This window comes from Sphaerisporangium rubeum, assembly GCF_014207705.1.
Taxonomy (GTDB): domain Bacteria; phylum Actinomycetota; class Actinomycetes; order Streptosporangiales; family Streptosporangiaceae; genus Sphaerisporangium; species Sphaerisporangium rubeum.
The window spans coordinates 4,212,796-4,227,963 of sequence record NZ_JACHIU010000001.1; the positions used below are offsets into that span (position 1 = coordinate 4,212,796).

General features: G+C 74.3%; 4 protein-coding genes. 2 read left to right on the forward strand and 2 right to left on the reverse strand.

The window, feature by feature from the left end:
• Positions 1-25: 25 nt before the first annotated feature.
• On the forward strand, positions 26-1,045 hold the full coding sequence (locus BJ992_RS18110; RefSeq protein WP_184982541.1) for a LacI family DNA-binding transcriptional regulator: 1,020 nt from the start codon (positions 26-28) through the stop codon (positions 1,043-1,045).
• Between the two features lie 172 nt (positions 1,046-1,217).
• Positions 1,218-2,546 (forward strand): GH1 family beta-glucosidase, encoded by a 1,329-nt coding sequence (locus tag BJ992_RS18115; RefSeq protein ID WP_184982543.1) that lies wholly within the window; start codon positions 1,218-1,220, stop codon positions 2,544-2,546.
• 40 nt (positions 2,547-2,586) lie between these two features.
• On the opposite strand, the gene BJ992_RS18120 is transcribed toward BJ992_RS18115, so the two are convergent.
• Both BJ992_RS18120 and BJ992_RS18125 read right to left on the reverse strand, forming a co-directional pair.
• The gene (locus tag BJ992_RS18120; protein ID WP_184982545.1) at positions 2,587-8,367 is read right to left on the reverse strand and encodes a non-ribosomal peptide synthetase/MFS transporter; all 5,781 of its coding nucleotides are present in this window, start codon (positions 8,365-8,367) and stop codon (positions 2,587-2,589) included.
• A 70-nt stretch (positions 8,368-8,437) separates the two neighbouring features.
• A complete protein-coding gene (locus BJ992_RS18125) occupies positions 8,438-14,938 on the reverse strand; it encodes a non-ribosomal peptide synthetase (protein ID WP_184982547.1) in 6,501 nt (2,166 codons plus the stop codon).
• Positions 14,939-15,168 lie beyond the last annotated feature (230 nt).

The window sequence follows — 15,168 nt, forward strand, 5'->3', positions numbered from 1 at the left end:
CCTAGGAACAGGAGGGGGCACCTTCATGAACGGGGACCGCCGCTCGGAGGCGCGACCGACCCTTGAGGCGGTCGCCGCCCGCGCCGGGGTCGGCCGCGGCACCGTCTCGCGCGTCATCAACGGCTCACCCAAGGTGAGCGAGAAGGCTCGCGAGGCGGTGCAACAAGCGATCGACGAGCTCGGCTACGTGCCGAACCGGGCGGCGCGCACCCTGGTGACCAGGCGCACGGACACCGTGGCCCTGGTCGTGTCGGAGTCCGAGCAGCGGATCTTCGACGAGCCGTTCTTCGCCGGCATCATCCGCGGCATCGGCTCGACGCTGTCGGAGACGGGGCTGCAGCTCATCCTCACCATGGCGCAGTCGAGGCACGAGCACGAGCGGCTGGAGCTGTACCTCACCGGCCAGCACGTCGACGGTGTGCTGCTGATCTCGCTGCACGGCGCCGACCCGCTGCCGGGACGCCTGGAGGAGATGGGGGTGCCGACCGTGCTCGGCGGCCGGCCCGTCGGGTTCACCCCCTACAGTTTCGTCGACATGGACAACCGCGCCGGCGCGCGCCAGGCGGTCAAGTACCTCCTCGGCAAGGGACGCCGGCGCATCGCCACCATCGCGGGACCGCAGGACATGGGTGTGGGTGTCGACCGTCTGGCCGGCTACCGCGACGCGCTGCTGGCCACCGGCATGCCCGAGCTCGTCGTCTTCGGCGACTTCTCCGAGGCCAGCGGCAAAGAGGCGATGACCCGGCTGCTCGACGAGCACCCGACCCTGGACGCGGTGTTCACGGCCTCGGACCCGATGGCCATCGGCGCCATGCAGGTGATCAAGGAGCGCGGCAAGTCGATCCCCGAGGACATCGCGGTGATCGGCTTCGACGACTCCCCCATCTCCGGCCACACGGTGCCCCCGCTCACCAGCATCCACCAGCCGCTCGAGGACATGGGCCGGCAGATGGCCCAGTTGCTGGTCGCCAGGATCAACGGCGAACGGCTGGAGCAGCCGGTCGTCATACTGGACACCCACCTGGTCGAGCGCGGCTCGGCCTGATCGGCTCCACCCCGGCCGCCTCCCGGCGGCCCGGGGACCCGGCGGAACCGCGCGGCGGCTCCGCCCTTCCCGCCGTGCGCGCCGTTCACCGGCCCGGCCGCCGTGTCTTCGACCAGGCCCTTCACGCGTGGCGCCGCACGGCACCCCCACCCGCGCGAAGAGGATGCCGCACATGCCAGAGCCACGTTTCCCCAGCGACTTCACCTGGGGTGCCGCCACGTCCGCCTACCAGATCGAAGGGGCCGTCGGCGAGGACGGCCGGGGGGTGTCGGTCTGGGACACCTTCTGCTCGGTGCCGGGCAACGTCAAGGACGGCGCCACCGGGGCCGTCGCCGCCGACCACTACCACCGCTACGGCGAAGACCTCGACCTGATGGCCGGGCTCGGGCTGCGCGGCTACCGGTTCTCCATCGCCTGGCCCCGCGTCCAGCCGACCGGCAAGGGCCGGCCGGAGCAGCGCGGCCTGGACTTCTACCGCCGCCTGGTGGACGGCCTGCGCGAGCGTGGCCTCACGCCGATGGCCACGCTGTTCCACTGGGACCTCCCCCAGGCCCTGCAGGACGCCGGCGGCTGGGAGAACCGGGACACCGCCGAGCGGTTCGCCGAGTACGCCGAGATCGTGTACGACGCGCTGGACATCCGGGACTGGCTCACCGTCAACGAGCCGAAGACCGTCGTCGACTGCGGCTACCGCTGGGGCGTCCACGCACCCGGCGTCCAGGACGAGGGCCGCGCGTTCGTGGCGCTGCACCACCTGCTGCTCGGCCACGGCCTGGCCTCCCGCGTGCTGCACGAGCGCCACCCCGGCCGCCGCGTCGGCCCGGCGCTCAACCTGCACCCCACCTACGCCGCCGACGAGACCGACGACGACCCGGCGCTCGCGCGCGCCGTGCGGCACAGGGACGGCCTGGAGAACCGCGTCTACCTGGACCCGGTCTTCACGGGGACCTACCCGGCCGACACCCTGGAGTGGATCGCCGAGCGCAGCCCGATGCCGCGGTACATCCGCGACGGGGACCTGGACGTGATCAGCGAGCCGGTGGACCTGCTCGGCGTGCAGTACTACAACTCGCAGTTCCTCGACCGCGAGGGCAACCGGGTGCTGAAGTACCCGACGGCGCAGCTCGACTGGCTGGAGATCCACCCGCGCGGCCTGTACGACCTGCTGGTGCGCCTGAGGGACGAGTACCCGGCCGTGCCGATCGTGATCACCGAGAACGGCATGTGCTCCCCCGACGAGGCGGGCCCCGACGGCCGCGTGGACGACCCGGCGCGCGTCGAGTTCCTGCGCGACCACCTCGACTGCGTCGGCGACGCCATCGCCGCCGGGGTCCCGGTGGAGGGCTACTGCGTGTGGTCCTTCCTGGACAACTTCGAGTGGGCCGAGGGGTACGGGCCGCGGTTCGGCATCGTCCACGTCGACTACGAGACCCAGCGGCGCACCCCGAAGAGCAGCGCGCTGTGGTACCGCGACGTGATCGCGGCCGGCGACGTCCGCTGACCGCGCCGACCGTACCGGCCGGAGCGACCGCGCGGCCCGCTCACCCGTCCGCCGGCTCCGGCCGGCGGACGGAGGTGCGGGCCCGCAGCGCCTCGACGCCGACCAGGTCGTCGGGAAGCGCGTCCGGCACCACGTCGTCGAAGCGCGCGAGCGCCTTGACCCGCATCGCCACCAGCGCGGTCACCGCCATGGCGATCGCGAAGCAGACGTACATGAAGCCGATGCCGCGGCCGGGCCCGGTGCCGATGAGCGTGCCGACGGTCGAGGCCAGCGGCCCGCCGTCCGCCAGCAGCGGCTCGAACAACGCCGTGCCGTACGGCGCCACCAGGCCGAAGCCGAGCGGCAGCGTGGACCACGCCACCAGCGTGTTGAGCGCGATGACCCGGCCGTGGAACCGCTGCGGCACCTTCACCTGGATGATGGTGGCGTAGACGCCGTTCAGCATGGCGAGCCACATCGACATGCCGAACGCGCCGACCCCGATCACCAGCAGGTCGGACCGCAGACCGGTGATCAGGCAGAACACCGCGAGGACCAAGGTGGTCAGCAGCACGCCGCGCAGCCGACGGCGCCGCGGCCCACCCCACACGGTCATGGCGAGGCCCCCCGTGAAGGCGCCGAGGCCACCGGCGAACGCGACGCGGCCCACGTCGGCCAGCGTGCCGTCCGACAGCACCAGCGGCGAGATCATCAGGAACAGCGGGGACAGGAAGATGTTGAGCACCGCGAAGAAGCCGAGCATGGCGCGGAACGAGCGGTTGCCCCACGAGTAGCGGAACCCCTGGATCATCTCGGCGAGCACCGACTCGCGCCGCTTCCACGCCATCGTGGCGGGGAACCGGGTGAACACCACGCTGAGGATCGCCACCCCGTAGCTGACGACGTCGATGACGAGGATGCCGGACAGGCCGATCCCGGCCATCAGACCGGCCGCGGCGAGCGGCACGATGAGCTGCGCTGTGCCGGTGACCATCTGCACGACGCCGTTGGCGTGGCCGAGGTACCGCTTCGGCACGAGCTGCGGTATCGCCGAGTTGTACGCCAGCCGCTGGAACGCCAGCGAGATCGACAGGCCGACGAGCAGCGGGTAGATGTGCCAGATCTCCAGGTTGCCGGTCCACAGCAGCAGACCGAGCGCGAGCTGGGTGCCGCCGGCCCCGATGTCGCCGGCCAGCATCACCCGGCGGCGGTCGGAGCGGTCGACGATCGCGCCGGCGAGCGGCGACACCAGCATGCCGGGGACCAGGCCGAGCACGGCGAACAGCGCGAAGTTCGCCAGCGACCCGGTGGTCAGGTAGATCCAGATGGGGATGGCGAACTCGGTGAGCGCCGACCCGGTGATCGACGCGAGCTGTCCCACCGCGACCACCGCGAACCGCCGCATGCTCGGCGGCGGGCCCGCGTTCCGCTGCGCCGGGGTCCACGGAGGCGGCGGCACTCCGGCGGCGTCGGTGGCGGCGTCGGTGGCGGCGTCCGTGACGGGGACGACGGACGCGGTCCCCGGCGGTAGGGCCGTCGCGGTCCCGGAGAGCACGGCGGCCTCAGGGGTGCTCGCCGCGGGGTCGAGCGTGGAGGTGCCGTGCAGCCACCAGGTGGAGTCCTCGCGGCGCAGGTACGGCCGCGCGTCGCCGCCGGCGACGGCGGTGTGGATCTCGGTGAGGATGGTCGCGAGTTCCTCGGCGCGGTACTTGAGGAAGAAGTGGCCCGCCTCGTCCAGCACCACCAGGGACGCCGACCGGGTGACGCAGTGCCACTCGCGGAACCGTTCCTGGTAGAACTCGGTGGCCGGGTCGCGTTCCCCCACGACCGAGATGACCGGAGCGCGCAGCGGCGGCGTCTTGTCCTCGAAGAGCCGGCCGAAGTACGCCTCCGCCTCCTTGGTGCCCTTGCGCCGGTTGCGGATGATGAGCCGCACCTGCTCGGGGTCCACCTCGTCCAGGTCCATCCCGGCGGCGGTGAGCGCGTTCGCCATGACCTGGTCGCTGCGCAGCCGCTCCATCAGGTCGGAGAACCGCCTGCCGAAGCCGCGCAGCCGCGCGAAGGGGAAGGTGCCGCCGAGGTACACGGCGTCCACGTCGCGGCCGGCCGCCTCCAGGCGGCGCACCATCTCGACGACCAGCATCACGCCGAGCCCGCAGTGGCCGTACACCACCAGGGGGCCCTCGACGGAGGCGAGGATCTCCTCGACGCAGCCGGCCGCGACCTCCTCGATGGGTCGCGCCATCTCGCCGAGCTCGTGGCCGGGGACCGCGATCGAGTACAGGGCCCAGTCGCCTGGCAGCGCGTCGGCGAGGTGCTTGTAGATGACGGCGCTGCCGCCGCCGTACGGCGCGCAGACCAGGGTGGCGGTGACGGGCCGCGCGGGGGTGAGACGGTGCAGCAGCTTGCGCGGGCCGTCGTCGGCGGTGGTCATCACCCGGGCCAGCTCGCGGACCGTGGGGTGCGCGAACAGGTCCATGATGGTGACCGGCCGCGCGTCGAGTCCGCGGAGCCGCGCGATGACCTGCATGGCGAGCAGCGAGTGGCCGCCGAGGTCGAAGAAGTCGTCGAGCGCGCCGACGCGCTCCACGCCGAGCACCGCGGCCCAGACGGCGGCGACCGCCTCCTCCAGGGGTCCCTCAGGCGCGACGTGCTCGGCGTCGTCCCCCGCGTCACCCGGCTCCGGCAGCGCGGCGCGGTCCACCTTGCCGTGCGACTTCAGCGGGATCTCGTCCAGCCACACATACCGGACCGGCACCATGTAGTCCGGCAGCCGTTCGCGCAGCCACGGCCGCAGCTCGCCGGGGCCGGGCCGCGGGCCGTCCCCCGAAGGCACCAGATAGGCGACCAGGCCGCGGTCCCGCAGGTCGGTGACGGCCTGGGCCACGGCGGGGTGCTCCTGCAAGGTGTGGTCGATCTCGCCGAGCTCCACACGGTGGCCGCGCACCTTGACCTGCAGGTCGCGGCGGCCAAGGAACCGCAACTCCCCGGCGGCGGTCCACTGGCCGAGGTCGCCGGTGCGGTACATCCGCGCGCCTGGCGGGCCACAGGGGTCGGGAACGAACCGTTCGGCGGTGGTGCCGGGACGGCCGAGGTAGCCGCGGGCCAGCCGTTCCCCGCCGATGTGGATCTCACCCGGCACGCCGGGAGGCACCGGCCGCAGGTTCGCGTCCAGCACGTACACCCGGGCTCCCGGCATGGGCCGGCCGATCGGCAGCACCGGGGCCGCCTCGGGCTCGGCGGGGTCCACGCGGAAGGTCGTGACGCCGACGGTGGCCTCGGTGGGGCCGTAGTGGTTGACGACGGCGCACCGGCCGCGCGCGGCGAGGTCCCTGGCGAAGGCCCACGGGGAGGCCTCGCCGCCGAGCACCAGCAGGCGGCGTGGCAGCAGCGCCTCCGGGGTGGACTCGGCGAGCAGCGCCGCCAGGTGGGACGGGGTGATCTTCAGGTGGTCGATCCGGTGCGCGGCGAAGTACGCGGCGAGGTCGGGTGCGGCGGTCCTCGACGGGATGAGGTGCAGCGTGCCGCCGGTGAGCAGCGACAGGTAGAACACGGTGACGCCGAAGTCGAACGCCGGCGACTGGAGCAACGCGAACCCGTCCCCCGGCGCGAACCCCCCGGCGCCGGTGGACCCCCCCGGCGCGACCTTCTCGCCGGACGTCCCCCGGGCCTGGCGCATAGCGTCCTCGAAGCGCTCAGGCGCACCGGACTCGCCGGACGTCCCCGGGACCTGGCGCATGGCGTCCTCGAAGCGCTCACGCACACCGGAGAGGTACCGCAGGATCTCGCGGTGCTGCACGGCGACGCCTTTGGGGCGGCCGGTGGTGCCGGAGGTGTAGATGACGTACGCGACGTCCTCGCCGCAGGCGTCGTGGCGCACCGGGCCGGGGTCGGGGCCGGCGAGCAGGTCCTCGGCCAGGACGACGGCGCGCGCGCCGTCGTCCAGCGGCAGATCGGCCCGGAGCGCGGCGGTGGTGACGGCGAGGCGCACGCCGGCGTCCTCCAGCGCGTGCGCGAGTCGTTCGGCGGGGTGCTCGTGGTCGAGCGGCACGTAGGCGGCGCCGGTCTTCAGGATCCCCGCCACGGCGACGGCCAGGTCGGCGGACTGCTCCAGGAACACCGCGACCCGCTCCCCCGGCCCAGCGCCGAGGCCGGCGAGGTGGTGCGCGAGCCGGTTGGACCGCGCGTCGAGCTCGCCGTAGGTGAGGGTCACATCGCCGTGCACGACGGCCGCCGCGCCGGGCTCGCGTGCCGCGCGGGCCGTCACGAGCTCGTGCAGCAGTTCGTACGCCGGAGGCTCGGGGTCGGGTGAGGAGGAGAACCCCGCCGCGTCCCCCGGCGGCAGCGCGTACCGCGAGATCGGCAGGCCGGGGTCGGCGACGACGGCGCGCAGCAGGCTCTGGAAGTGCTCGGTGAGGCGCCGCGCCGTCTCGGGGAGGAACAGCGCGGTGCTGTAGGTCAGGTCGCCCCACAGGCCGCCGTCGGAGGTCTCGTGCACGTACAGCGCGAGGTCGAACCGTGTGACGGCCGACGCGAAGGGGAACCCGGTGACGGTGAGCCCCTGGTGGCGCGGCACCCCGGCGTCCCTGCGGTAGTTCTGCAGCGCGAACATCACCTGGAACACCGGTGACCTGCTGACGTCCCGCGCCACGGCGAGCTCGTTCACCATCTGGTCGAACGGCAGCTCCTGGTGCGCGTACGCGTCCAGCGCCGTCTCACGGCACCGGGCCAGAAGGCCGGTGAACACCGGGTCACCCGACAGGTCGGCCCGCAGCGGCAGCGTGTTGACGAACACCCCGGCCGCGGTCTCCAGCTCCGGCAGCGACCGGCCGCTGACCGGCGAGCCGACCGCGAAGTCCTCGGTGCCGCCGTACCGGCCGAGCAGTGTCTGCAGCACGGCCAGCAGCGTCATGTACGGCGTGGCGCCGTGCGCGGCGCTCAGCCGCGTGACCTCGGCGGCCAGCTCGCGGTCGACGGCGAAACCGCAGGTCGCGCCGGCGAAACCGTGCACGGCGGGACGCGGCAGGTCGGTGGGGAGGTCGAGCGCCGGCACGCCGGCGAGCTTCCCGGTCCAGTACTCGACGTCGCGGCGGTACTCGGCGGTGCCGACCCTGGCCCGCTGCCAGGCGGCGTAGTCGCCGTACCCCACCGGCGCGGCCGGTTCCAGCGCCGCCGGCGTGCCGGACCGGTGCGCGTCGTGCAGCGCGAGGATCTCGCCGACGAGGATGTCGCAGGTCCTGCCGTCGGTGACCGCGTGGTGCATGGCGAGCAGCAGCACGTGGTCCTCGGGGGCCATCCGCACCAGCAGGGCCCGCATGAGCGGCCCCTGCGCCAGGTCGAACGGCCTGCCGATCTCCTCCTCCACCAGCGCGCGCGCCGCCGCGAGGAGCTCGTCCCCCGCCGGAAGGGTGTCCCCCTCCGCCGGGTCGCCCGCCGTCCCGCCTGCGGAAGCCGCCGCCTCGTCCCCGGCCAGGTCAGGCAGGCCGGCGGCGAGGTCGGCCACCCGCATCGGTGTGCGGGGCTCGGCGTCCACGACGGCCTCCGGCCGGCCGTCGGCGGTGGTCAGGAAACGGGTGCGCAGCGCCTCGTGACGCGCCGTGACGTCCAGCAGGGCCGCGCGCAGGCACCCGGCGTCCAGGGGTCCCTGGAGCCGCACGGCGAACGGCACGACGTACGCGGCGGTCCCCGGCAGGTACTGCTCCAGGAACCAGAACCGCTCCTGCGCGTGCGACAGCGGCGGCGGCGTGCCAGGCGGCCGGGGGGTGACGGTGACGACCGGCGCGCGGCGGCGCAGCCGCTGGGCCAGGAGCGCCTGCTTGGCGGCCGACAGGTCGGTGGTCATGACACGTCCTCCCTCTCACCGAGCAGCCGCTGCACCGGCGGCACCCGCGTGGCGGCCGGCAGGTCGGCGGTCATGAGACGTCCTCTCCATCGGCGCCGTCGCCGAGCAGGCGCATGGCCTCCTCGTCGGACATGCCGGCCAGTTCCTCCAGAAGCAGGCTCTCCACGACGGCGGCGAGCGCCGCCACCGTGCGGTGCGCGAACACGGCCCGGATCGGCACGTCGACCCCGACGCCGGCGCGCAGCCGCGCGGTCACCTGGACCGCGAGCAGCGAGTGGCCGCCGAGCGCGAAGAAGTCGTCGAACACCCCCACCTCGGGCCGGCCGAGCACCTCACCCCAGATCTCGGCGACCAGGTGCTCGGCGTCGGTGCGCGGCGGCACCGGCGGCGCGTCGCGCTCGGCCTCGACCTCGGGGAGCGCGGCGCGGTCCACCTTGCCGTTCGGCGTGAGCGGCAAGGCGCCGAGGCGCGTCCACAGGCCCGGCACCATGAACGGCGGCAGCGCGGCGGCGGCGTACGCGCGCAGGTCCTCGACCGGCGCGTCACCGGTGACGTACGCGATCAGCGTGTCGTCCCGCACCGTGACGGCCACCTCCCCCGCGCCGGGGAACGCCGCGAGGCGTGCCTCGACCTCGGCGGGCTCGACGCGGTGGCCGCGCACCTTGATCTGGTCGTCGAGACGGCCGAGGAACTCCAGCCGGCCGTCCGGCCGCCGCCGCACCCGGTCCCCGGTGCGGTACAGCCGCGCGCCTGGCGGCCCGGCGGGGTCGTCGAGGAACCGCTCGGCGGTCTGCTCGGGCCTGCCGAGGTAACCCCGGGCCACTCCGGCGCCGCCGACCCACAGCTCACCCGGCACGCCAGGCGGCACCGGCTCGCCGTACCGGTCCATGACGTGCACGGTGGTCTCGCCGATGGGCCGTCCGATGGGGGGCCGGGGGCCGGGGTCGTCCCCGAGTTCGGCGGCGGTCGCGATGACGGTGGTCTCGGTGGGGCCGTAGGTGTTGACCAGGCGCACCCGGCCGCCGAACCGCTCGTGCCAGCGTGCCACGGCGGACGCGTGCGCCTGCTCGCCGCCGAGGATCACCAGGCGCAGCCCGGCCGGCCAGCGGATGTCGTCGATCAGGTCGACCAGGCGGTGCCAGTAGGCGGTCGGCAGGTCGAGCACCGTGACGCCGGGGTCGGCGGCGAGCAGGTCGGGCAGCGACGCGCCGCCGTCCGGCAGCGTCACCACGGTCGCGCCGGCCACGAGGGCTGGGAAGATCTCCTCGGCGTGGGTGTCGAAGCCGAGCGAGGCGAACTGCACCACCTTGTCACCGGGGCCGAGGTCGTACGCGGGCCGCATCCACCGCACGCGGGCCGCCAGGTTGCCGTGCTCGACGACCACGCCTTTCGGCGCGCCGGTCGAGCCGGAGGTGTACAGGACGTACGCGGCGTCCCGTTCCTCCGGCCCGGCGGCCCCCGCGAGCGCGTGCGGCCCGGCGGCGCTCGGGGGTGTCGACACCGGCGGACCGTGCATCGCCAGGCCGGCGTCCACGGTGGCCGCCGGAAGACCGAGGTGACCGGTGGTGTCGTCGGTGACGACCAGGGACACACCCGCGTCGCGGACCAGCTCGGCGAGCCGCGTGGCCGGGTGGCCGGGGTCGAGCGGCAGGTAGGCGGCCCCGGCGTGCCAGGCGGCGAGCAGCGCGACCACCGCGGCCGGCGAGCGGTCCACGCACACGCCGACGGTCCGGTGGCCGCGCAGCGCGGCCGCGAGCGCGCGGGCCCGCGTGTCGAGCTCGGCGTAGGTGAGCCGTTCCGCGCCGCACTCCACCGCGACGGCGTGCGGGGTCCTGCGGACCGTGCCGGCGATCATCTCCGGCACGGTGCGCGCGCCGGGCCACGTCCAGGTGGACGGCCCGGGGACCTCGCCGGCCTCGGTGACGTCCTGCGGGGACAGCGCGATCACCCGCGGCTCCGCGAGCGCCGCCTCGTCGGCGGCGGTGCGCAGCGCCAGCCGTCCGACCGGGGTGTCCGGGGCCCGTACGGCGGCGCGCAGCAGCACCTCGAAGCGCGCGGCGACGCTCGCGACGGTGGCGGGCTCGAACAGTCCGGCGTCGTAGGCGAACTCCAGCGTCAGGCCGCCGGGGTGGCGCCAGGCGTCCAGCGCCAGGTCAAGCTTGACGTGGCCGGCGCGCGCGTCGAACGGCTCGCACGGCAGCCCGTCGAACGGCTCGGCGGTGCCGCTCTCCTCGCTGTGCAGGATGAACATGGTCTGGAACAGCGGCGTCGTGCCGGTGTCCCGGCCGGCCTCCAGCAGGCCCGGCAGCCGTTCGAACGGGATGACGCGATGGGTGTGCGCCTCCAGCACGGTCTCGCGCACCGTGGCGAGGAACGCGGCGAACGTGGGGTCGCCGGCGACGTCGGCCCGCAGCACGAGGGTGTCGGTGAGGTAGCCGACGACCCGTTCCAGCTCCACCCGGTCGCGCGCGGCGGTCGGCGAGCCGATCGCGAAGTCGTCCTGGCCGCTGTGCCTGGCCAGCAGCACGTGGTAGGCGGCGAGCAGCACCATGAACAAGGTGGCGCCGTGGTCGCGGCCGGTGCGCTCCAGCGCGGCGGCGAGGTCGCCGGCGAGCGTGACGCGGTGGTGGCCGGCGGGCCGCACCGTGACGTCGGCGCGTGGCCGGTCCACCGGCAGGTCGAGCGCCGGCAGCCCGCTCAGCTTGTCCTTCCAGTACGCAAGCGCCTCCTCGTGCCTGCCGGTGCCGGCGCGCAGCAGCTCGCGGTGCGCGATGTCGCCGGGTTGCAGCGACGCCGGCAGCGGGTCGCCGTCCACGCGGCGGCGGCCCGCGCCGTACAGGCGGGACAGGTCGTCCAGCAGCACGCCGAGCGACCAGCCGTCGGCGGCGATGTGGTGGGTGACCAGGCACAGCACGTGGTCCGACGGCGAGATCCTGATCAGCGTGGCGCGCAGCGGCGCCGCCGTCGTGAGGTCGAACGGCGTGCCGGTGCGCGCGGCGACCAGCTCACGCGCGTGGTCCTCGCTTTCGGCGTCCACGCGTTCGAAGGCCATGGCGGACGGCGGCTCGACCACGGCCAGGGGACGGCCGTCGTCGTGCGGGTATCGGGTGCGCAGGGCCTCGTGCCGCGCCGCCAGCAGCGTCAGCGCGCCGTCCAGCAGGTGCGGGTCGAGCGGGCCGCCGACGCGGCGCACCAGGTAGACGTTCCACGACGTGTCGGCGGGGTCGAAGCGGTGCAGGAACCACAGGCGCTCCTGTGCGGCCGACAGCGGCGCCGGGGAACCGTCGGGCCTCGGCTCGTACGGCGCGGCGCTCTCCTCGGCGCGGGACGCGGCGGCGGCGAGCGCCGCCACCGTGGGCCCGGCGAACAGCTCGCGCACCGGCACCCGCACGCCGAGCGCGTCGGCGAGGCGCGCGACGACCTTGGTGGCGAGGAGGGAGTGGCCGCCGAGCGCGAAGAAGTCGTCGTCCGCGCCGACCGCGGCGGCGTCCAGGCCGAGCACCTCGGCGAAGACCGCCGCGATCAGCCGTTCCGCCGGGGTGGAAGGGGGACGGCCGCCGCCGGGCTCGGCGGGCCCGGGATCCGGCAGCGCGCGCCGGTCCAGCTTGCCGTTCGGCGTGAGGGGGAGCTCGTCCATGCGGACGTACGTGGCGGGGAGCATGAAGGACGGCAGGCGCGCGGCCAGCGCGTCGCGGTCGGGTTCACCGGCGACGTAGGCGACGAGCGTCTGGTCGCGCACCACGACGGCGGCCTGCCGCACACCGGGCTGGGATTCGAGCGCCGCCTCGATCTCGCCGAGCTCGATGCGGTGTCCACGCAGCTTCACCTGGCCGTCGGACCGGCCGAGGAACTCCAGCGTGCCGCCGGCGCGGCGGCGCACGGTGTCGCCGGTGCGGTACAGCCGGTCCCCCGGCTCGCCGAACGGGTCGGGGACGAACCGCTCGGCGGTCAGCTCGGGACGGCCGAGGTAGCCGTCGGTGACGCCGGCGCCGCCGATGACGAGCTCACCGGGGACGCCGGGAGGCACGAGGCGCAGGTGCTCGTCCACCACGTGCACGCTGGTGCCGGCGATCGGCTCGCCGATGGACACCGCGACCGGGTTCCGCGGCACCTCCCACGCGGTGGACCAGATGGTGGTCTCGGTGGGGCCGTACATGTTCCACAGCCGCGCCACCTTGCCGCGCAGTTCGGCGGCGAGCGGAGCCGGCAGCGCCTCCCCGCCGGCCAGCGCCGTGATGTGCGGTCCGGTGAAGCCGGCGGCCAGCAGCACGCGCCAGCCGGACGGGGTGAGCTGCACGTGGGTGACGCCGCTGCCGTCGACGAGCCGGGCCAGCGCCGCGCCGTCCCTCGCGACGCCGGGTCCCGCGACCACCGCGCGCGCTCCGGTGACCAGCGGCAGGTACATCTCCAGGCCGGAGATGTCGAACGACGTCGAGGTGACCGCGAGCCACACGTCGTCCGGGCCCGCCTGGAGCAGGTCGCGCATGGCGAGCAGGAACGCGGTGAGCGCGCGGTGCGGCACCACCACACCCTTCGGCCTGCCGGTCGACCCGGAGGTGTAAAGCACGTACGCCGGGTCGTCCGGCCGGGGACCGGCCGGCGGCTCGCCGGGCCGGGGGGCGAGCAGATCGCCGTGCGGGTCCGGGCCGGGCCCGGGGGTGAGCAGGTCGCCGTGCGGGCCGAGGGCCGAAAGGTCGCCGTGCGGGCCGGCGGGGACGCCGGGGTCCAGGGGGAGCACCGTGGCGCCGTGCGGCGGCAGCAGGTGGGTGAGGGAGGGCTGCGCGAGGACGACGGCGGCGCCTGAGTCGGTGAGCACCATGGCGATCCGGTCCGGCGGGTAGCCGGGGTCGAGCGGCAGGTAGGCGGCACCCGCGCGCATCGTGCCGAGGAAACCGGCGACGGCGGCGGCGGACCGCTCGGCGAACACCGCGACCACCGTGCCGGGTCCCGCGCCGGCGCGCAGCAGCTCGCGTGCGATCCGGTCGGCGGCGGCGGCCACCTCGGCGTACGTCAGCGACACGCCGCCGGCGGCCCACCACGACCCTTCGGGGGAGGTGCGGGCCGGCTCCCCGTCCGCCGCCTGCCCGTGCGCAGCCGGGTTCGGCGGACCGGACGGGGAGCCGGGGAACCGGTGCCGCTCCGTCGCGGGGACGGTCAGCGCGACCGCCGCCGGTTCCGCGGCGGCGCGGCGCGCGAACATCTCGACGACCGTCGGCAGGGACGCCGGCGGCACCGGCGGGTGGCCTCCCTGGCGCAGCAGCAGTTCACGTTCGGCGGCGTCCACGGCGAGCAGGCGGGACAGGGGGGTGCCGGGTTCGCCGACGGCGCGGGCCAGCAGGGAGAGGTAGGCCGTGGCGTAGCCCTCGGCGGTCTCCCGGTCGAACAGGTCGGTGTTGTAGGTGAGGACGAGGCGCCGGTCACCGTTCTCGCCGAACACGTCGAGCACCAGGTCGTGGTGCACCCGCGCGTACCCGGCGTCCAGCACCTCGGCCCGCACACCGGGGAGGGTGAGGCGCGACTCCCCCATGTCGTGCAGCACCAGCATCGTCTGGAACAGCGGAGCGCGGCTCAGGTCGCGCTCCACGCCGAGCTCGGCGACCAGCCGCTCGAACGGCACGTGCTGGTGCCGGTAGGCGTCGAGCGCCGCGGCGCGGGTGCGCGCGAGCAGTTCACGGAAGTCCGGGTCGCCGGAAAGGTCGCCGCGCAGCACCAGCGTGCCGGAGAAGTAGCCGATGAGCGGCTCGTACTCCAGCCGGTCGCGGCCCGCGACGGCCGACCCGACGCACACGTCGTCCTGGCCGCTGTAGCGGTGCAGCAGTGCCTGGTAGGCCGCGGTCAGCACCATGAAGGCGGTGCAGCGCTCGGCGGCGGCGAGGCGGCGCACGCCGTCCATCAGCCCGTCCGGCAGCGGCACCACGAGCGCCGCTCCGGCCGTGGTGGCCATGGCGGGCCGGGGACGGTCGGTGGGAAGCTCCAGGGGACGTGTCCCGGCGAGCCGTTCCCTCCAGTACGCCAGCGCCTCGTCCCGGTCCTCGGCGTGCTCGCGTTGCGCGCGCGCGAAGTCGGCGAAGGCCGCCGGCAGCGGCGGCAGCGGGGACGGTTTGCCGTCGGCGTAGGCCGTGTACAGGCGCGCGGTCTCGTCGAGCAGCAGCTTCAGCGACCAGCCGTCGCAGGCGATGTGGTGGACGACCAGGCACAGCACGTGGTCGCGCGGGCCGAGGCGCGCGAGCGCGGCACGCAGCGGCGGCCCGGCGGCGAGGTCGAAGGGCCGGTTGGTGCGCTCGGCCAGGAATGCCGGCACCTCGCCGGGGGTGAGGTCGGCGCGCTCCAGGGTGAAGGCGCCAGGCGGCTCGGCGACCTGCTCGGGACGGCCGTCGCGCGCGGCGAATTTGGCGCGCAGCGGCGCGTGTCGCGCCACCACTTCGGCCATGGATCTTTCCAGGATGTCCGCGTCCAGCGGTCCGTCCAACCGTAAAGTGCTGAACAGGTGATGCGAGGAATCACCGGGTTGTAGCTGGTCGAGGAACCACAGGCGTTCCTGGCCGTACGAAAGCGGGATCAGTTCGCGCATGACGTCGACACCTCTGCCGGACTAAGACGGGAAAGGGGGCCCTTGTCCGTTATGTCCGTCAGACAAGCGCGTCCTGGATATATGCATAGTGCTCAGTGATGGTGGGAACGCTCCCACGCCCCGAAAGGCTATGGACCGGGTTTGACGTCGTCAAGATGTCCACCATGTTTCGTCCGTAACAGGCTTTTTACCAGGATATTTAGGCTGAGGCCTCTGTCCGAAACAGCCCA